Annotated in this window: 19 protein-coding genes, 1 tRNA gene and 1 pseudogene; 7 read left to right on the top strand and 14 right to left on the bottom strand. The window is 33.7% G+C overall.

The genetic code is table 11. The annotated features are described in order from the left end of the window. From BUB42_RS16805 to BUB42_RS01225, 8 genes and pseudogenes are all read right to left on the bottom strand, one after another. Positions 1-1,938: an efflux RND transporter permease subunit gene (locus BUB42_RS16805; RefSeq protein WP_073016393.1), complete on the bottom strand. Its 1,938-nt coding sequence runs from the start codon at positions 1,936-1,938 to the stop codon at positions 1-3. Then, a complete protein-coding gene (locus tag BUB42_RS16800) occupies positions 1,938-3,230 on the bottom strand; it encodes an efflux RND transporter permease subunit (RefSeq protein WP_073016391.1) in 1,293 nt (430 codons plus the stop codon). The genes BUB42_RS16805 and BUB42_RS16800 overlap by 1 nt, the downstream gene beginning before the upstream one ends. A gap of 5 nt (positions 3,231-3,235) precedes the next feature. Beyond that, a pseudogene (locus tag BUB42_RS01250) lies at positions 3,236-3,579 on the bottom strand (heme-binding domain-containing protein). After that, positions 3,555-3,698: a hypothetical protein gene (locus tag BUB42_RS16620; RefSeq protein WP_244533854.1), complete on the bottom strand. Its 144-nt coding sequence runs from the start codon at positions 3,696-3,698 to the stop codon at positions 3,555-3,557. Before BUB42_RS16620 ends, BUB42_RS01250 begins: the two are co-directional and overlap by 25 nt. 1 nt (position 3,699) lies before the next feature. Then, positions 3,700-4,329, bottom strand: coding sequence for a DUF3347 domain-containing protein (locus BUB42_RS01245; RefSeq protein WP_073016390.1), 630 nt, complete (start codon positions 4,327-4,329; stop codon positions 3,700-3,702). A gap of 461 nt (positions 4,330-4,790) precedes the next feature. Then, complete coding sequence (locus tag BUB42_RS01235; RefSeq protein ID WP_073016386.1) at positions 4,791-5,162, bottom strand: hypothetical protein; 372 nt, start codon at positions 5,160-5,162, stop codon at positions 4,791-4,793. A 400-nt stretch (positions 5,163-5,562) separates the two neighbouring features. Then, a tRNA-Ala gene (locus tag BUB42_RS01230) sits at positions 5,563-5,636 on the bottom strand. A 99-nt stretch (positions 5,637-5,735) separates the two neighbouring features. Then, positions 5,736-6,236 (bottom strand): DUF456 domain-containing protein, encoded by a 501-nt coding sequence (locus BUB42_RS01225; RefSeq protein WP_073016384.1) that lies wholly within the window; start codon positions 6,234-6,236, stop codon positions 5,736-5,738. Between the two features lie 245 nt (positions 6,237-6,481). On the opposite strand from BUB42_RS01225, the gene BUB42_RS01220 reads away from it, so the two are divergent. Further along, positions 6,482-6,958: a hypothetical protein gene (locus BUB42_RS01220; protein ID WP_073016744.1), complete on the top strand. Its 477-nt coding sequence runs from the start codon at positions 6,482-6,484 to the stop codon at positions 6,956-6,958. A 47-nt stretch (positions 6,959-7,005) separates the two neighbouring features. Here the strand turns inward: BUB42_RS01220 and BUB42_RS01215 are convergent, their stop codons facing one another. Together BUB42_RS01215 and BUB42_RS01210 are read right to left on the bottom strand one after the other, a co-directional pair. Beyond that, positions 7,006-8,121 (bottom strand): glycosyltransferase family 2 protein, encoded by a 1,116-nt coding sequence (locus tag BUB42_RS01215; RefSeq protein ID WP_073016383.1) that lies wholly within the window; start codon positions 8,119-8,121, stop codon positions 7,006-7,008. Further along, positions 8,118-9,104, bottom strand: coding sequence for a lysylphosphatidylglycerol synthase transmembrane domain-containing protein (locus BUB42_RS01210; protein ID WP_073016381.1), 987 nt, complete (start codon positions 9,102-9,104; stop codon positions 8,118-8,120). The genes BUB42_RS01215 and BUB42_RS01210 overlap by 4 nt, the downstream gene beginning before the upstream one ends. 189 nt (positions 9,105-9,293) lie before the next feature. Between BUB42_RS01210 and ruvC the strand changes: the two genes are divergently transcribed. The 5 genes from ruvC (at position 9,294) to BUB42_RS01185 (ending at position 13,162) form a co-directional block, all read left to right on the top strand. After that, the gene (gene ruvC, locus BUB42_RS01205; protein WP_244533853.1) at positions 9,294-9,917 is read left to right on the top strand and encodes a crossover junction endodeoxyribonuclease RuvC; all 624 of its coding nucleotides are present in this window, start codon (positions 9,294-9,296) and stop codon (positions 9,915-9,917) included. Further along, on the top strand, positions 9,904-11,142 hold the full coding sequence (gene hemW / locus BUB42_RS01200; protein WP_084118258.1) for a radical SAM family heme chaperone HemW: 1,239 nt from the start codon (positions 9,904-9,906) through the stop codon (positions 11,140-11,142). The genes ruvC and hemW overlap by 14 nt, the downstream gene beginning before the upstream one ends. Before the next feature lie 85 nt (positions 11,143-11,227). Then, positions 11,228-11,995 carry a cyclase family protein gene (locus BUB42_RS01195; protein ID WP_073016741.1) on the top strand — a complete coding sequence of 256 codons (768 nt, stop codon included), beginning with the start codon at positions 11,228-11,230 and terminating at the stop codon, positions 11,993-11,995. A 13-nt stretch (positions 11,996-12,008) separates the two neighbouring features. Beyond that, complete coding sequence (locus tag BUB42_RS01190; protein WP_073016379.1) at positions 12,009-12,380, top strand: MmcQ/YjbR family DNA-binding protein; 372 nt, start codon at positions 12,009-12,011, stop codon at positions 12,378-12,380. Positions 12,381-12,448: 68 nt separating this feature from the next. Further along, positions 12,449-13,162, top strand: a complete 714-nt coding sequence (locus BUB42_RS01185; protein WP_073016377.1) for a PH domain-containing protein — start codon at positions 12,449-12,451, stop codon at positions 13,160-13,162. Positions 13,163-13,371: 209 nt separating this feature from the next. On the opposite strand, the gene BUB42_RS01180 is transcribed toward BUB42_RS01185, so the two are convergent. The 3 genes from BUB42_RS01180 to BUB42_RS01170 form a co-directional block, all read right to left on the bottom strand. After that, positions 13,372-14,472, bottom strand: coding sequence for a DUF4407 domain-containing protein (locus BUB42_RS01180; RefSeq protein ID WP_073016375.1), 1,101 nt, complete (start codon positions 14,470-14,472; stop codon positions 13,372-13,374). A 224-nt stretch (positions 14,473-14,696) separates the two neighbouring features. After that, positions 14,697-16,298, bottom strand: coding sequence for a phosphoenolpyruvate carboxykinase (ATP) (gene pckA / locus BUB42_RS01175; protein ID WP_073016373.1), 1,602 nt, complete (start codon positions 16,296-16,298; stop codon positions 14,697-14,699). Positions 16,299-16,345: 47 nt separating this feature from the next. Next, the gene (locus tag BUB42_RS01170) at positions 16,346-16,765 is read right to left on the bottom strand and encodes a DUF423 domain-containing protein (RefSeq protein ID WP_073016371.1); all 420 of its coding nucleotides are present in this window, start codon (positions 16,763-16,765) and stop codon (positions 16,346-16,348) included. Positions 16,766-17,211: 446 nt separating this feature from the next. Here BUB42_RS01170 and BUB42_RS01165 point away from each other — a divergent pair, with 446 nt between their 5' ends. Next, the gene (locus tag BUB42_RS01165; protein ID WP_073016360.1) at positions 17,212-18,582 is read left to right on the top strand and encodes a saccharopine dehydrogenase family protein; all 1,371 of its coding nucleotides are present in this window, start codon (positions 17,212-17,214) and stop codon (positions 18,580-18,582) included. Positions 18,583-18,709: 127 nt separating this feature from the next. On the opposite strand, the gene BUB42_RS01160 is transcribed toward BUB42_RS01165, so the two are convergent. Beyond that, on the bottom strand, positions 18,710-19,138 hold the full coding sequence (locus BUB42_RS01160) for a hypothetical protein (protein WP_073016358.1): 429 nt from the start codon (positions 19,136-19,138) through the stop codon (positions 18,710-18,712). Positions 19,139-20,429 lie beyond the last annotated feature (1,291 nt).

Raw genomic sequence — 20,429 nt, 5'->3', positions numbered from 1 at the left:
TTATTCTTTAGCATCTATAATTTCAATTTTACCTTTTGTTCTTAATTCACGTAGTTTAACCATTTCAAAAACAACTGGTGTTACCAATAAAACATAAATAGTTGAGGTTATCGTCCCTCCAATAAGCGGCACCGTAATAGGAAGCATCACATCGGCACCTGTTCCAGTAGCCCAAAGAATAGGTATTAAGCCAAACAACGAAACGGAAACCGTCATCAGTTTTGGTCGCAACCTTTTGGCCGAACCATCAATAATATACTGTCGTAAAATATCCTCAGTAATCGTTTCTTTGCTATTTCCGTATTTTTCTACCATTTTATTCATGGCTTCATTCAAATAAATGGTCATCAACATGGCTGTTTCTATTGCCAATCCAAACAGCGCGATAAAGCCAACTGCCACTGCCACTGATAAATTGATGCCATAAAAATAAACCATAAATATTCCTCCAATTAAGGCAAATGGTACCGTGATCATCGTTATCAAGGCTTCTTTCATCGAATTATAAGTAAAGTATAAAACAAGAAATATAATAACAAGAACAATAGGCAATATCATTGTTAGTGTTTTGTTCGCCCTAATTTGATTTTCCCATTGACCGCTCCATTCGACATAATAACCTTTGGGCATTTTTGTTATCATCGTATTTAACTTATCCTGTGCTTCTTTTACCGTACTACCCAAATCCCGTTCGCGAACATTAAACAAAACACTACCACGAAGCATTGCGTTTTCGCTATTGATCATCGGTGGTCCATCACTTATTTGTATATCGGCTATCGCTTCCAATGGGATTACTCCAAACTGCATGGTTTGCACTTGGAGTTTTTTTAATGCTTCAATACTATTTCTATATTCTTGTGCATACCTAGCATTTACTGAAAAGCGTTGCCGTCCTTCGATCGTTGTGGTCAGTTTCATTCCACCTATAGCAGCTTCGACAACAGTATTTACATCGTCAATCGAAAGTCCGTATCTTCCAATAGCTTCGCGCTTTGCTATAATATCAATATATTTTCCGCCGGTTATGGGTTCGGCATACAAATCTTTAACACCCTCCGTTCCTTCCAAAGCTTTCTTAATTTTTTGGGATAAGGCATCAATGGTATCCAGACTTGCTCCGTAAATTTTTATTCCCACATCGGTTCTGATACCAGTGGAAAGCATATTAATACGATTTATGATTGGTTGGGTAAAACCATTAGTTACGCCAGGTATTTGCAGTTTATTGTTGATTTCTGTTACGATATCATTCTTTGTTTTACCGTCTCTCCATTCTCCTTCGGGTTTAAGCAAAACAATCGTTTCAATCATGCTTATCGGACTGTTGTCAGTAGCTGTGTTGGCCCTTCCGGCTTTTCCCAAAACATGGGACACTTCTGGTATTGATTTCATTAGTTTATCCTGAACCTGCAAAATTCGTTTTACTTCGGAATTGGAAACATCAGGTAAAGTTACAGGCATGAACAGAATGGAACCTTCATCTAAAGGAGGCATAAATTCTGAACCCAAGCGGGTAAACATTAAAACTCCAATTAATAAGGCAAGGATATTGATTCCCAACAATGATTTTCGCCATTTTAAACAAAAAGTCAAAATGGGCGTATAAATACTTTCTAGTTTTCTATTTATTGGATTTTTATTTTCGGGACGAAGTTTTCCTTTTAATACGTAACTGATTAAAACAGGCGTAAGAGTAATGGCTATAAAGGCATCGACAATCAGGATAAAGGATTTTGTGTAAGCTAATGGACTAAACAATTTACCTTCCATACCAGTCAAAAGGAAGACCGGCAAGAAGGAAGTGATTACAATTATCGTAGAATAAAATACACCCGGACCAACCAGCTTGGATGATTTTTCTATGATCTTCAGTTTTTCTTCGGAAGATAATGGGTCGTGTTCTTTTTTGAATATGTTTTTTAAAAAGCCTTTCATTATTCAGCCGATTGTTGATTATTATCTATTTCTTCTTGTCTTTCTGAAATACTTCGGTAGGCATTCTCCACCATAACTATTCCATCATCTACAACAACACCGATTGCTAAGGCAATTCCCGTCAATGACATAATATTAGATGAAATTCCAAAAGCTTGTAGTAAAATAAACCCAATGGCAACAGATATGGGTAATTGTATCAGGATAATTAGCGCGCTCCGCCAATTAAAAAGAAAAACAAGAATAACAATAGAAACGGTAATCATCACTTCCAATAAAGTTCCCTTTACTGATTCGATTGCTTTTCCTATTAGTTCGCTTCTGTCATACGAGGTTTTAAAAGTTACGCCTTCTGGCAATCCTTTTTCGACTTCTTTCATTTTCAATTTTACCGCTTTTATTACATTATCGGCATTTTCGCCATAGCGCATTACTACTATTCCGCCAACTACCTCGCCTGTTCCGTTTTCATCAAATATACCCAGACGCAAATCACCTCCCATTTGTATTGAGCCCAGATCTTTTACCCGCACAGGAACCGCATTGTAATTTTTAACCGCAATATTTTCTACGTCTTCTATATTTTTGATGTAACCAAGTCCGCGAATAATGTAAGACATGTTGCTCATTTCAAACTTTCTTCCGCCGACATCATTGTTATTCGCCTTGACCGCATTCATCACTTCCATCATGCTCACAGAATAGTACTGCATTTTTAAAGGATCTAAAACCAATTGGTATTGTTTTTCAAAACCTCCGAATGAAGCAACTTCAGCCACGCCAGGGACGGTTTGTAATGCAAATTTCACGTACCAATCTTGCAAAGCTCTTTGCTCTCCCAGGTCCATCCCGTTCGATTCTAAATGGTACCAAAAAATATGTCCCACTCCAGTTCCATCCGGGCCTAAGGTGGGCACAACATCTTGAGGTAACAATCGTTGCGCATAATTTAATCGTTCCAGTACCCTAGTTCTCGCCCAATACACATCTACATCATCTTCAAAAATAATGTAGACAAAACTCATCCCAAACATGGATGAACCGCGAATGTTCTTTACTTTTGGAATCCCTTGTAGGTTTGAAACCAAAGGATAAGTTACCTGATCTTCAATAACCTGTGGACTTCTTCCCATCCACTCGGTAAAAACAATAACCTGATTTTCTGATAAATCGGGAATAGCATCTATAGGATTTTGCTGGACGCTATAAATTCCCCAGGCAAATAAACAGGCGGAAACAAGTAATACAATTACCCGATTTTTTAGAGAAAATGATATGAGTTTTTCTACCATGTTATTTAATTTTCTTTTGAAACACTATCGTTTGTTCTCTCCATCCATCGCATCAACAATGCTTTATTCTCTTTAGTAAGTTTAGCATTTCTATGTATAAATGTGTACGAATGTGAAGGCATTTGTTCTGATTTTATTTGTTTTATAATTCTATCTAATTTATTCCCTTGCTTACGTTGAGAATAATTACCCAACTCACTAAAATTCAAATTTTCTTTTCCTTCCTTATTGTGACTATCCAGCAACATTCTTGCAGGCTGAATGTAGGAATACAAAGGGTATTGTTGCTGTGACAATCATAGCAGGAAGTCTGCAAAATGATTTTTACATTTGATTTAACATTATACATTTTGGTAAAATGGATAGGTAAACCGGTCCATAATCTAAATTACGAACTGGTTGATACAATTGCATCAACAAAAGAATAACAACGCCTGAGAGTACTATTCTTTTGATGATTGTTTTCATTTTAATATGTTTTCTTTATTCCACCACAAGTGAGCATTTGGGAACCATAGTAAGGATTTTTGATTTCTTTAATTTCACTTATCCAATAGCCACTTTTACCCTCATCATACATTGGACAGTAATCCTGATATAATTTTTGTGTGGTTCCAAAAGTTTTTATTAAATCATTTATGTCTTTGCTCAAAAGGGAAAAATGCTCTCTTTGATGGTCAATTTTACCAGCATTATCCCCTATGTGTTCTGTATGTTTCTTGGCATTATCTGCGATATCAACATATTCTTTTTTTGATTTGGCATCCAAGGAATTAGCATTTGTATTGTTTAAAGTTACTAATAATTTTTTACCCGCGTTTGCGGCCGCTTTTGAATCGTCTTTAACAAGGGCATTTTTTAGTTTCAAATAGTCACTAACAATTTCATTGGTAGAAAAAGAAGACTGATTGGCCGTTGGAACCGTTGTTTCCGGTTTTGTTTTAGTAACATCATTGGTGGTGTCTTGCGGAGTTGGGCTTACAAACGGAGATTCGGTTTCAATAGTTTGGGAATTAATTGTTTCCTCTTCTTTACTTTTTTGGTTACAAGAAGTTAATACGAATGCCAGTGAAATGGCTGAACTAATTATATTTTTCATTTTCTTAAAATTTAGGTATTTAGATTATTGTTTTTTTTTGGAGCCTTTTACGGGCTTTATTTTGTTGTTTTTGCTGCTTTATTTACAGACATTAAAAAAGTATTTTCTAAATTTAGTAAAACTTATTGGGAGCTGTACGCAACATTTAATTATATAATTCCTGTCTTTATGGCAACGGGTGTATTTTTTATAGATACATCAACTCACCACAAGACAAGTTATAGTTAGTCGTATCGTCTAATTGTGTGTACGGAAAATGATAACTAAGTTTGTTGTCAAAAGCTATATCAAAACTGATAGAAGAACAGATGGCTTCTTTTTTAATAAATTTAGTTGCAAAACAAATTTTAAAAATAGCATATTGAGCTAGATACAAAATTGTAATTGACTTAAAAATTAATTGATTTTTTACAGCTTGAAAACTGTTGAAGAGACAGTTTTTTGGCTGTCGTCGAAAGAATTTAGCTTATTTTAGGTGGAAGCCAAATTGAAAGGAAATGGGAGGAAATAAAAATTTCTGAGTAATAATGATTTTGTTTTTTAGTAGAAAAACTAAATAATTGATTGTTTAATTCGTGGTAAAAAGAAGTAGTCATTCCTAAATAAACGGTTGAATTGCTGCAAGTCAAATTTTTACAAGCCCCAGCACAACCTTCATGTGATTTCTCATTTGAAGACTGTTCTTTTTTACAACATTCTTTTTTATCTTTTTCTAAATGGGTATTTTTTTTGCAACATGCCTTCTCTGTTTTTGTTCCACAAGCCAAAGCAATGCCAGGAGTCATAAAAAAACCTAGTAAAACTAATAACACTATGTAAAACTTTTTAGACATTGTTTATTTTATATCGAAGCACAAAGGTATAACATTAAGAGATACTGTAAATGAATTCATTCACAAAAAGGTGTTATAAATAAGTCTTTTATTTTCCTTCCGCTAATATTTGATTTAGCACAAATTTTGATATTGACAATATATTACTAAAAAACAGGGCATTCCAAAAGGTATTTACGCAAAAAGTAATGGCAATTTTTACAAAATAAATTTATCAGTCCATTAATCACCAACAAAAATAATCCTAAAGTAAAGTTCATTTTTTGTTCAATATTCAAAATATGCTAAAGGATATGATTCAGTGCTTTTCATGTTTACAAAAATACTAAATGTTGCGGTATAGTTGCAGTAAAAAAACAAAAGCACTTACAATAGTTCTGTAAGTGCTTGATTATGCTAGTGGAGAATACCGGATTCGAACCGGTCACCTCTTGCCTGCCAGGCAAGCACTCTAGCCAAATGAGCTAATTCCCCAATATTCCCGCAAATATAATATAATAATGAATTAAAACTACAAAGACTTTGAAATAGTTACTTCAGGCGTCGCTGTCATTTTTTGGTTTTAAGGCCACATTAAAACAATTGTGATTTATACTGCCAAACTATCCACAAAAACATTCCTAAATACATCATACAGACAATAAATTTTATAAAGCTAGATGCTAGAAAGCCGACAAAAGATCCCGCAGCTGCTTTCATGGCTCTATTGTGATCTTTAAAATCATAAATTAATTCACCTATCAAAGCTCCCAAAAACGGACCTATCAAAAACCCAAAAGGAATTGGAGTAAATATTCCTATAATCAAACCAATATTTGTTCCCCATACGCCGTAAGTGCTGCCGCCAAACTTCTTCGTGCCTTGTGCAGGAATTACATAATCCAAAATTGTCAATACGATAGTTACTGCCAATGCTATTCCTAAAATCCAATAATTAGCTGGAACAGCATCAGTAAAATACAGAAGCGCTAATCCTATCCAACTTAAACCTGGCCCTGGTATAACAGGCAAAAAACTCCCAATCAGTCCCACGAAAACGCAAATAAAACCAAAAGTTAAAAGTAAAATATCCATAATTTTTTTATAAATTTCGAAATACAAATTAGTCACCAAAGGTATCTGTAAAATTATACCAAATATGTAATTTAATTTTGTACTTTTTTGTTCACTATTTTAGGGATTGCAAATGCTCATGTTGTCGCTGAAAACAGCACTTATAAAATTTTATTTAAATTTTTTTCAATAAAATAAATTGCCTAAAGCCTTTAAATAAAATAATTGTATTTTTATCCATTATATTTTAATTGAAAACAAAAATCTTGAAACATTATTATCTCATTTTAGTAATCGTACTTTTCGCCTCCTGCCAATATTTCGAAAAGCAAGTGCCTTCCGAGAAGGAATTATTGCAAAAGGAATTGAAAGCCATAAACTGGAATGAAGTTGATGAATATCCATCAATTATTGATTGCGACATGATTGACAATAAAAAGCAGCGGCAACAATGTTTTTTTGAAGTTTTAACGCGATTGATTCAGGAAAAATTAAGCATCGATACACTTTTTGTTCTAATTCCCAAACTAGATACTATTGAAGTAAAAGTTACTATATTTCCTAATGCCACGATGCAATTTGAACCACAATTTCCAACTGATTCAGTGGTTTATGACCGCACTAAGATTGATAGTATTTTAAAAGTTCGCTTAGTTGATTTCCCAAAAATCAATCCCGCAATTAAACACGGAATTCCTGTGAAAACCCAATTTATTCTTCCAGTAATATTAAAAGGTGAATAATACAATTGTGTCATCTATTAGTTATTTTACCTAACGGATAAAGCAGCCTAAAATCGCCTTCCTTTCCATTCATATTTTCCTGATAGAGAATAAAGTGCTACTCCAACGCTGAAAAAAGGATACAAAAAACTGCTCAAAATTAAGTAGCGCATTTTAGTTGATGTCATGAAATTATTTGCTTTAGAAATTAAAATGGTATCAAAAATAAATTTTGTTAGTGCTAACATTAAAAGAGTGATCCAAGATAAGTAACCGATGAAAACTAATCCTAAACTGGTAATAATACTCAGATTTCCAGCAAAAACAAGTAGTCCTAAAGATTTTCCAAAAGCACTTTGATAAGAGCTGGTCTTGGAGGCCCAGCGCACTCTTTGATAAAATAGAGATTTCCAATCATTTAGCGGTTTTGTAGTCACAATCACGGCATTGGATTTTAAATAATGCACTTGCTCTGGAAAACGTTCCACTGCTTTTTGTAATAAAAAAACATCATCACCACTTGCTATTTTGTCATTTCCAGTAAAGCCATTTAGTTTCTCAAAAATAGATTTAGTGTAAGCAAAGTTGGCACCATTGCACATAAATGCTTTTTTAATCCCAAAACTTCCTATCGTCGCTCCTTGTAAACTTGCTAAATCTAATTGTTGAAAATGGTGAATAAAGGAATCAGCGCATTGATAAGCTACTGCTGCTGAGATCATAGCGACATTCTCTCGTTGAATATAATTATTTAATGTCAACAACCAGTTTTCTGGGACCATACAATCGGCATCAGTGGTAATCACCCAATCGCTAGTAACATACTGCATTGCGATTGTAATGGCATCTTTCTTCGGAGAATTAGAAACTCTTTTGTTTTTTATAATTTGGATTTTGTATTCGGTTTTTTCAGTCGCGAACCTATCTTCTGATTCATCATCTACTAAAATAACTTCAAATAGGTGGGCTGGGTAATTAAGTTTTGCAAAACTTTCTAGTAAAGATGGTAAGTTGTGCGCTTCATTTCGGAATGGAACAATGATCGTGAATTTTGTTACCACATCCTTCGGGACTGGCGTTAAGCTAGAGAGATCAAAATAATTTACTTTATTGAAGCCGTAAATTAAAAGCGCAATCGCAACTATGTAAATAAAGATTATGGTACCTAAAATTAGCGCAGTCATTCTTTTGTAGTTAAATTAATCTCGCTCAAAGATTCCGATTTATGGATGCTATTGCTTTTAAAATTCAACACATAGTAACTTCCAATTATCACAGGCAAAACCACGTTTAAAAACCACATCAACGTCGAAATAAAAATGACAATCCATTCGTTTACTCCCAAAATTCCGAAAAAGTAAACCGCAACACTCCCTTTCACAGCAAAGTCTAAAAACTGAAATGTAGGCAGAGAAGAAGCTAAAAAATAGACTGATGAAATGGTTGCAATTAAAGTTAAATAAGGTAAATCAACATCGAAAGCTAGAAAGAGAAAATAATATTGATGGGAAAAAACGATATACCTGCAAATTCCTAAGAATATGTTTTTTTGGTGAATTGATTTTGGAATTTCGTTAATCTTATAATTTAGTTTTTCTATCGAATAGCCTTTGATTTTTATTTTTTTAACTGAAAATAGAACGATAAAAAGTAAAAGGATTATTCCAAAAACCACGGCAACAGTTTGCGGAGTGATCACAGCATATTGCGTATTAAAATAGAGTAATCCAAAAATTCCAAAAATAACGGTCAAAACCATTTGGATTCCGTTGCAAATGAGGTTTAAAAAAACCACTTTTTTAGTATCTTTTTTTTCAAAATACAATGCTTTTCCCGCATATTCACCTACGCCATTTGGAGTAAAAAGTCCAGCCGTGAGCGCTGCAAGAACTTGCTTTGTGGCTTCAGCGACATTTATTTTGTGAATATACTGAACTAAATTATGCCATTTTAAGATTTCAAAATATCGATTTAATATACTCAAAATTAAAATGAAAGTTATCCCTAAAACGGATTGATTTTTTTGGAATAAAACAATGAATTTTTGCCAATCGAGTTTGTCGTTATTTGCTAGTTGATTATAGATAAAATAAAACGCGCCGCCTACAATCAAAAGTTTGATTAGAAGTACTAGGAATTGCTTAGTTTTGTGGGGAATTAAAATCATGAGTGCAAAGTAAAGGAAAAATAAGAGCGCAGAAGCTGTTTCCCAAAGATTCACAAAAAAATGGCAAAGCCTTCCCGAGATTTTAAGGTTTGTTTGCGAGTCTCTAGGTATTTTTCTTGAAACTCGGTTTAATAAAAATCTTTGTGTCTTTGAGCCTTTGTGGCTAAAAAAAAATGATCCCAAAACAAAATGGCAAACGAACGCATCATATTAGGAATTGATCCAGGAACTACAATAATGGGTTTTGGTTTGATCAAAATTGTCAATAAGAAAATGGAATTTTTGCAACTGAACGAACTGCAATTATCCAAGTATGATAATCATTATCAAAAACTAAAAATCATTTTTGAACGAACGATTGAGTTAATCGACACCCACAATCCAGACGAAATTGCTATCGAAGCTCCTTTTTTTGGTAAAAATGTGCAATCGATGTTGAAGCTTGGTCGTGCGCAAGGAGTGGCAATGGCAGCTGGACTTTCGAGAGATATTCCAATTACCGAATACGAACCAAAAAAAATTAAAATGGCAATTACTGGAAACGGTAATGCTACAAAGGAGCAAGTTGCAAAAATGTTGCAACAGCTTTTAGGACTCAAAGAATTACCAAAAAACCTAGATTCAACCGATGGTTTAGCGGCCGCAGTTTGTCATTTCTTTAATTCAGGAAAAGTGACAGGCGAAAAAAGTTATACGGGTTGGGATGCTTTTGTGAAACAGAATAGCCCCTCCCAGCCTCCCCAAAGGGGAGGAGTCCAAGGTGGAAATAGTTTGTCTATAAATGTGCCTAGTAAAAAAAATGGAAACAAGTAATTTACAGTTATATTCCCATTCTAGCACCTCCCCTTTGGGGAGGACGGGAGGGGCTCTATACATCCACATCCCTTTTTGCAAGCAAGCATGCCATTATTGCGACTTTCATTTTTCGACATCTATGAAAAAGAAAGATGATATGGTTTTGGCTTTAGCCAAAGAAATTCAAATGCGTAAAAGCGAGTTCGAGCTTCTCGATTGCAGTCGAAGTTACAATAAAATTGAGACGATTTATTTTGGAGGAGGAACGCCAAGTGTATTGCAGGTTTCAGAGTTAAAATTTTTGATCGATACAGTATATGAAAATTATAAAGTTTCTAAAAATGTAGAGATTACCCTCGAAGCAAATCCAGATGATTTAACCGAATTGTCTCTTCAAGCGCAGTCGAGAAGCATTTTTGAGGATTATCGTGATATTGGAATTAATCGACTTAGTATTGGAATTCAGTCGTTTTTTGAAGACGATTTGAAGATGATGAATCGTGCTCACAATTCGGCGGAAGCGATGCAATGTTTAGAAGAAGCCACAAAGTATTTTGATAATATATCGATCGATTTGATTTACGGTGTTCCCAATATGAGTAATGACAAATGGAAACAAAATATTGAAACTGCATTAAGTTTTGGAATTCCACATATTTCCAGTTATGCATTGACCGTGGAACCTAAAACGGCACTCAAAAAACTAATTCAAACCGGAAAAATTGCAGCACCACGAGATGAAGTTGCTGCTGAACATTTTGTAATTTTAGTCGAAATGCTAGAAGCCAAAGGTTTTATTCATTACGAATTATCGAATTTTGGAAAAGAAGATTATTTTTCAAGAAACAATTCGGCATACTGGTTGGGTAAAAAATATATTGGAATTGGTCCTTCGGCACATAGTTACAATGGAGTTTCTAGAAGTTGGAATATTTCTAATAATTCCATTTATTTGAAGTCTATTCAGGATGATAAATTACCAAATGAATTAGAAATACTTTCAATTTCAGATCGCTATAATGAATACATTATGACAGGTTTGCGCACTATATGGGGAGTTTCTTTGGATAAAATTGAAAAGGAATTTGGACTTGATTATTTAAGTTATCTCCATAAGCAAGCACGTAAATTCCTAGATGATGATTTACTCTTTATTGAAAATGGAATTCTAAAACCCACAAAAAAAGGAAAGTTTTTGACCGATGGAATTGCAAGTGATTTGTTTTACTTAAATTTGGAATAAGTTTAATTCGCCACAAAGGCACGAAGACACAAAAAAATAAAATTTTTATATAGTCTTCGTGCCTTCGTGGCAGAAAAAATATCTAGTGCAGGCAACAATTCAACACAAAAATCAAGTCGTAAAAGTCAATTTATCAAAACCCATTGATATTTCCATTCCACTAACTAATAGTGACGAAAATCCAATAGCTTGGTATATTGAAAAGCCAACTATTGAACCAGTAGTTTTTGATGAATGGATAGGAAGTGTAAAAAAAGGTGCTTCTACTAATTTTAATACTATTCAGTTTAATCCGCACGGTCACGGCACTCACACAGAATGTTTAGGTCATATTACCCGAGAGTTTTATTCTATTAATCAATGTCTGAAACAGTTTTTTTTTACAGCCAAATTGATTTCGATTGAACCTGAGCAAATAGATGGCGATTTTGTAATTACAGGAATTCAAATTCAAAATGCACTAAATGGTTCCAATCCAGAGGCCATTGTCATCAGGACTATTCCAAATAAAACTAGCAAATTGTCTAAAAAATACTCCAATACAAATCCGCCTTATTTGCATCAGGATGCGGCGCGTTTCATTTGCGAAAGCGGAATCGAGCACTTACTGATTGATTTGCCAAGTGTTGATAAGGAAAAGGATGATGGAAAATTAGCAGCGCATAAAGCGTTTTGGAATGTAAACGATGTTGATAATCTGAACGAAGATGCTCGAACAAATTGTACGATTACAGAAATGATTTTTGTTCCAGATACCGTTTTAGATGGAGATTATTTTTTGAATTTACAAATTGCTTCTTTTGAAAATGATGCGAGTCCGAGTAAACCGATTTTGTATGATATTATAGAATAGTAAATCAAGTTTTATGAATTTGGAAACTTATTATACGTATTGTCTTTCTAAAAAAGGGGTAACGGAACATTTTCCTTTTGATGATAACACTTTGGTTTTTAAAGTGGGTGGAAAAATGTTTGCATTATCTTCTTTACTGCAATGGGAAAGCGGAACGCCATCTATAAATTTAAAATGTGATCCGGAACGAGCTCTAGAACTTCGGGAACAATACGATGCAATTCAACCCGGTTATCATATGAGTAAGATTCATTGGAACACAGTGGCAGTTAATCAGTCGGTTTCAGATGTTTTTATTAAGGAATTAATTGATCATTCCTATGAATTGATTTTTGTCGGTTTAACCATCAAATTACAGCAGGAAATTCTAGAATTAGAAAATTAGGCATTACTTTTGCAAATGCTGAGTGACCAAATAATAAAGTAGCCATTTTAACCAATTAAGTATATCAAATGAAAGAGCAATTCAAGAAGTTTTTAAACGAAGAACAAGATCCGAAAGCTATCGAAAAAATAGCTGCTAAGTTGAGTGATTTATTGATGAAGAATGAGGAAATAGGATATATCGCCGTTCAAAAAAAGCCGGCCATCACTGTTTTGCCAGATAGTATTGTAATGACTAACAAACGTATTATCATTTGCCAACCAAAAAATCTTGGTTTATCAATGGATTTTATCGATTACACTTGGGATCAAATTGAAGGCACTTTTGTGAAAGAAAATATTTTAGGATCAGAGTTTTCATTTTCTACTAAAACGGATATGTCTGTTTCTATTGATTATATCCCGAAAATTCAAGCGCGTAAAATTTTCACTTACGCCAAAGAACAACTAGACATTTTAAAAAACGGTGCGACAATTGATGCTGTTATCATTGAGGAAACGAATAGCGATGCAGTTGAGGATGATTATGAAATTATTGAAGAAATCGAAACGGAGGAAGTGACTAGTTTTGCCGAAATTATGCCTGTTGCTCCACCCATTTTTAATTTGGATAAAGAACAAATACAACCGCCATCTAATGTTATAAACGAAGACTCACTAAGCGGATTGTCACAAGACCAACTTTTTGAAAAATTGCAGAATTACAAAAAATTACTCGATAACGGATTGATTTTACAAGGCGAATACGATTCGTTCAAAAAAGAGATTTTAAGTCACATGTAAGTTGTAAGATTATATAAACACATGCAAAAAGCACCAGTAATTGCTGGTGCTTTTTATATTTAATAGAATTATTTATTGCAGTAATTAAACGTAAGTCTCTAGTTATAATACTTAAGGTGTTTATTATTTTAAAAAAGAGTAAACGCTAAACACTTACTTCATTCTATAGCTTAAAAGGAATTTTTTTTCACTAGGTATCGTATTCATAATCAAAAAGTTTTCTTCTGTTTCTCCACAAAATTATGAGCCTGTAATTCCAGTAATTCTGTCGCTTTTTGCTTTTGAAGAGCGTATAAATTTTTGTCTTGAGCGATATCTTCATAAACCTTGTCATGCATTGCTGCGCTGGTTTTTACTAATAAATTTCGCTGGTATTTATCTTGTTCCAATGTAGCTTTTAGTGCAGTTTCTAGATCTTCGAGTTTAAAATCATACTCGCCTTTTGGTGATAATAATTTGGCAATAATAGGTGATGTTTCAATTGCTAAAAACAGCAGCATTATAAAAAACGAAGGCAACCAAGGCAATTTATTCAGCGCATTAATTCTAGCCATCAAACCATCGAAGCCATCAATAATGGGTTGGGTCTCGCTAATTTTCTTATCTAAATCTGCCTGCAAAATTTTAGTTTTGCTTTCTTTTTCGGCAATTATTACCAAGTTGTTTTTGCGAAGCGTATCCAATTCGGCGGTAGCCAAATCATGTTTGGCAATTTTTTCTTTAAAAACGGGTCCTTTCCCTAATTTTTTTGTTCCTGCGGTTCCTTCAGCTTCGGCAATGTAGGTTTCGTAATAACTATCAACTTCGTTTTCTTTTTTGCTAATAGCGGCTTTTAAGCTGTCAATTTCAGCTTTGTTCTTGTCTAAATCGGTTTTGAAATAAGCTGCAACTTCTTTTTTGTTATTCAACGCCATCGCATTTTTCTCTTTTAGCAAAACAGTATTGATTTCCTTTTCAAATATTTTAATTTCTAAAGGTTTCGAAATTACGATTGCAATAATAACTGCCAGAATAATTCGTGGCGTTGCTTGCAGTAATTCGCTTCCTATTTTGTCTCTTTTTCGAATGGTAGAAACTATAAAACGATCGAGATTGAAAATAAGTAAACTCCAAACCAATCCAAAAAGTAATGCGGGATAAACACTGTCAAACACCGTAAACAATGCATACGCACTTGCTATAAATGCCATAACGGCGGTAAAAAAAACGGTAGCTCCAATGCCGACATATTTTGTTTGCTCACCTTCGGAGCAACTTTCAAGCAGGTTTTTGTCGGCTCCTGAGCAAAGAATAAAAAATTGTTTTAACATGATTGATTGATTGATTGATTGATTGATTGAATTTGATTGATTTTGACTGTTTCAGCAGATTGAATTTTTTGTATTTATGATTGATAAAGGTAACGCCAAAAAATGAATCTTGGTATAATTAGTTGATTGGTCTATATTTACATCTTTGTGTTACGATTTTTAACAAATAAAAAAGAGAGCTGCTCCTAAGGAACAGCTCTCTTTTTAATTGAATTAAAATTAACTTATGCTAGCGGAGCTCCAGCCATAATTTCGTCATTGGCAAATTCTTCAAACTTAGCAAAGTTAGCTCTGAATTTTTGACCTAATTCTTCCGATTTTATATCGTATAAATCTTGGTCTTCCCAAGTATTTCTTGGATTTAAAATTTCGCTTGGCGCATTTGGACAAGATTGCGGAATTGCAATCCCAAAAACCTTATGATTTTTATATTCCACCTTGTCTAACTCACCGTTTAATGCAGCGGTAATCATAGCACGGGTGTATTTTAATTTCATTCTACTTCCTATACCGTAAGCACCGCCGGTCCATCCTGTGTTGATCAACCAAACTTTTACATTAGCATCTTTCATTTTTTTGCTAAGCATTTCAGCATATTTTGTTGGGTGCAAAGGCATAAATGGTGCGCCAAAACAAGCGGAGAAATTGGGTTGCGGTTCAGTAATTCCTGCTTCGGTTCCTGCAACTTTAGCGGTATAACCAGAGATAAAGTGATAAGCAGCTTGACCTGGAGTTAATTTTGAAATTGGAGGCAAAATTCCAAAGGAATCGGCAGTTAAGAAAAATATATTCTTTGGATTATTTCCAATAGAACTTGGCTGGATATTGTCAATATGATCAATTGGGTAACTTACACGTGTATTTTGGGTAATGGATACATCGTCAAAGTCAACTTCATTTGTTTCTTTATTAATGATCACATTTTCTAAAATAGCCCCTTTTTTGATAGCTCTAAAAATATCTGGTTCGTTCTCTTCAGAAAGATTAATCACTTTGGCGTAACATCCGCCTTCGAAGTTGAAAACTGTATTTTCATTCGTCCATCCGTGCTCATCATCTCCAATCAATTTTCTAGCAGGATCTGCTGAAAGTGTTGTTTTTCCAGTTCCAGACAAGCCAAAGAAGATTGCTGTATCTCCATTTTTCCCCACATTAGCACTGCAGTGCATTGGAAGCGTGTTTTTGTCAACAGGAAGAATAAAATTTAAAGCTGAAAAAATTCCTTTTTTCATTTCACCGGTGTATCCAGTTCCTCCAATTAATGCAATTTTGCGAGTAAAATCGATTATTGCAAAATTACTCTGGCGTGTTCCATCAACTGCTGGATCTGCCATAAAGCTTGGAACACATAGTAAAGTCCAATCGGCTGTGAAGTTTTCAAGTTCTTTTTCTTCTGGTCGTAAAAACATATTGTAGCAAAACAAGTTTGCCCATGGTGTCTCTGTAACCACGCGAATATTTAATCTGTAATTTAGATCAGCGCATACGTAGGAATCTCGAACGTAAACCTCTTTATTGGATAAATAAGTAGTGACTTTTTTATAAAGAGAGTCAAATGCAGCTGGTTCAAATGGTATGTTTACTTTTCCCCACCAAACTTTGTCTTCTGTAATTGCATCTCTAACGATGTAACGATCCTGCGGCGAACGGCCAGTGTACTCGCCAGTATTTACCGCTAAAGCTCCTGTTGAAACTTCAACTCCTTGGCCAAGTGTAATTGTTTTTTCATGTAATTCGTTGGCTGATAATTGATAATGAATCTTTGCGTTTTCAATTCCCATGTCAATTAGCGAAATCGATTTCGTAAACGGTGTGTTATTATTCATGTAATTTTAGATATTTTGGTTTAATTTATCGTCTGCAAAAATAGAAATTATATCTCAGATATGTTTTGATTATTCTTGTTTTGTGACTTTTTGTCAAAAAAATGAGATAATAAGGTTCCCCACGCTAGAATTAATAGGAGTCCGCCAATAGGAGTTACAAACCCAATAATTTTAAAATCAAATGAAGTAAGATTGTTTGTGGCTAGCAGATAAATAGATCCTGAGAATAAAATAACCCCAAAAAGTGTGAAATAATAGATATATTTTTTTGTTTTCTCAGCCAAGTTGGGCATGATTCCAATCAACAGTAAAAACAAAGCATGATAGGTTTGGTATCGAACTCCCGTTTCAAAAGTGGCCAATTGATCTAATGATAATACCTTTTTTAACGCATGTGCGCCAAAAGCTCCAAATATGATTGCAATCATTCCTAAAATTGCCGCAGTTGAAATTATCTTTTTTTCCATTATGTCTTTCTAATTAAGTGATACAAATTTATTGAATATTCAATTATAAAGGAGCAAACGTGCTCGTTAGTTTTAAATTTTGTAACATAATAAACGGATGGTTGTGAGCTGTGCATTCCTGAATATTGTTCTGCTGTATAATTATTGTTATGAAAGTCATTAATTAGGGTAGTGTGCAAATTTGGTAGTAATATTGATGATTATTTTATGAGCAACATTTAATAAAATCTTACTATCACTTTGAGCTTGTTAAAGTATCAACAATTAATGTAGAAAAACTTGCAATAAATCATTATCGAGAATTTCAATTTGACAAATTGTAAAATGATTCTCTTTTAACAATTGTACTAAATGATTTGACTTTTGGTTTTTAACAGCAAAGTTTAACTGATGCAATTTGTTATGAATACAACATTATCGTATGTTTGTGTTACAAATTTATAAAAATGAGAACAATTCTTATTATTGGAGCCGGAAGATCAGCATCATCGCTAATTCAATATCTTCTAAATAAATCAGAGAAAGAGAATTTACATCTTGTAATTGCTGATTTGTCATTGGCTCTAGCCCAAAAGAAAACGAATAACCACCATAATGCTACGCCAATTGCTCTTGATATTTATGATGAACATCAAAGGAAAGACGCTATTCAAAAAGCAGCTATCGTTGTGTCAATGTTACCAGCTCATTTACATATTGAGGTTGCTAAGGATTGCATTATCTATAAAAAACATTTGGTTACCGCTTCATATATTAGCGATGCAATGGACGAATTAGACGTTGCTGCAAAAGAAAATAATCTAATTTTCATGAATGAAATAGGACTCGATCCCGGAGTTGATCACATGAGTGCGATGAAAGTGATTGATGAAATAAAGGAGAAAGGCGGCAAAATGATTTTATTTGAGTCCTTTTGTGGAGGGCTTGTCGCCCCAGAATCAGATAATAATCTGTGGAATTATAAATTTACTTGGGCACCGCGAAACGTGGTTCTTGCTGGTCAAGGTGGTGCAGCAAAGTTTATCCAAGAAGGAACATACAAATATATACCGTATTGTAATTTATTTCGTAGGACTGAGTTCCTAGATGTGGAAGGTTACGGTCGATTTGAGGGTTACTCAAATAGAGATTCTTTGAAATACCGTTCCGTTTATGGACTAGATGATGTGCTCACTTTATATAGAGGGACGATAAGGAAAGTTGGTTTTTCTAAAGCTTGGAACATGTTTGTTCAGCTTGGAATGACTGATGATAGTTATGTGATGGAAAATTCAGAGACGATGAGTTATAGAAATTTTGTTAACTCCTTTTTGCCTTATCATCCCACGGATTCTGTTGAAATAAAAACGCGTTTGATTTTAAAAATTGATCAAGATGATATCATGTGGGACAAACTTTTAGAACTAGACCTATTCAATCACCATAAAATTGTGGGTATAAAGAATGCTACTCCTGCACAAATCTTGGAAAAAATATTGAGTGATAGTTGGACTTTGCAACCAGACGACAAAGACATGATTGTGATGTATCATAAATTTGGTTACGAAATTGATGGAGAAACAAAGCAAATCGATTCCAAAATGGTCTGTATAGGCGAGGATCAAATGTACACAGCAATGGCAAAAACTGTTGGTTTACCTGTGGCGATGGCAACTTTGTTAATACTTAACGGCAAAATAAAAACAACTGGTGTTCAACGACCAATTCTGAAAGAAGTGTATCAGCCTATTTTGAAAGAGTTAGAAGAATATGGTGTTATTTTTAAAGAGCAAGAAATGGCTTATTTAGGTTACAATCCTGATAAAAATTTTAGTTAGTAGTTTTTTTTAGTTTGTAGTTTTTTAAAAAATCCGCCTTTAAAAGCGGATTTTTTTTATTTGCTATTGAGCTGTTCAAATTGCGAGACATTAATTGTATTTATGAGTTAATCAGTTGAGGTATTTTTTATTTTTTTACTAATGTTTCAGAAACGAGATCGCCTTTTTGATAAAAACGTTTTAGTATTAGTTTGCCTTTCTCGTTATAAAAATTCCAGTTGCCGCTATAATACCAGTGGGCGTATTTTGTGCTGTTGTCTAAAACTGTTTTTCCTTTAGATTGTATTTTCCCATTTCGATGGTAAATGCGAGTAAAACAGCTGCTTTGCTTGTACTTTTCCTTTTTTATTAATTTGGAATTTTGGTAATATCTCCACTTTTTGATAGGATCGTCATTTTTATATTTCCCAATGGATTTATATAGAGCGCTATCCTGCGAATATTTTTCTATCCACAGTCCTTCCCTTTTTTTATCAATTTTTTGGTTTAATGGGCGCGTTTTACAAGAGGATAAACTCAAAATAATAAAACTTAAAAGCAATATCAACTTTCTCATTTTTGACAATTTTATGCTATAATTTAAAACATTATCTTACAAACTATAGCTATTTTATGAAAATGAAAATTTAAAATGTAACTATTTGGTTTTGCCAAGTTAAATTATTTTTTGATAATAATTTTTAGAAAAAGGATCAGAAAATCAGGAATTGAATTTTGATCTGAGTCTCTTGAAAAGTCCTTGTGAACAGGTCGAAGAGTTCTTTTGAGCTTGTTGAATAAATAATCAAGTTAGAAAAAGTGCAACGATACTTCACTAACCCTCAATTTCTGTTGCAGATTATTTTGGTTTTTTCGATTTTAACAAAAACTGTTTTGAAATCGTAAACGTTATTCTTAGTAAAAGTGCTTGCGTTCGGGGTTGCAGTGGAAATCCTTTTTATGCGTAGGAACGGAGCATAAAATGATTACTTCATTATGATTTTATTTTAATTTTGGTATTCAGTGAATTTCATTTGCAGCGGAAAACCTGACCTTGTTGTTAGCAGTATCTTGAGTTTTCCTAAAATTGCTGCAACGTTTTGAATTTACTGGTAAAAAGAATTGAAATTTTTCAGGTTGAGCACGTCATCATGATTGATGAAACACGAAACGATGTTTGTAAATCGCACGTAATCTCGACTACGCTCGATTTGACAAAAACAGGACAGTAATTTCAAAGACTAATTAATATTAAAGCTTAATTTTACTTAATTTTCTTAATGGTTTATAAAAATTTAAATGTTGATGGATGAACTTCTTTACATTAAAATGGGATAAAATTTGAATAATTCCAATAACTATTGCTCTCCAATCCACACATTTATTTTCTTCTCTAATAATGCCAATAACATTACTCCAGATTCCAGCACTTTTTCATGAAATTTTTTAAAATCGAATTAATCCAATTTATATTTTTAATTTACTGGTAAAAAGAATTGAAATTTGTCAGGTTGAGCACTTCATCATGGTTGTAATGAATCACGAAATGTTGTTTGTAAGTCGCACGTAATCTCGACTGCGCTCGATTTGACAAAAACAGGACAGTAATTTCACCGCTTAAGCTGATAAAGTCTAAAATAATGGAAGTATTGAAAAAACTTATATATTCTTAAATTTCTTATATAGATCAAAGACGACATCATTTTGTTCTGATTATTTGTTTTAGAATCGTAAACGTTATTCTCTGCAAAAATGCTTGCGTTCGGGGTTGCAGTGGAAATCCTTTTTATGCGTAGGAACGGAGCATAAAATGATTACTTCATTATGATTTTATTTTAATTTTGGTATTCAGTGAATTTCATTTGCAG

This window comes from Flavobacterium micromati (assembly GCF_900129585.1).
GTDB lineage: Bacteria > Bacteroidota > Bacteroidia > Flavobacteriales > Flavobacteriaceae > Flavobacterium > Flavobacterium micromati.
The sequence above is the reverse complement of the archived record's forward strand: the minus strand, read 5'-3'. Positions and strand labels throughout refer to the sequence as shown.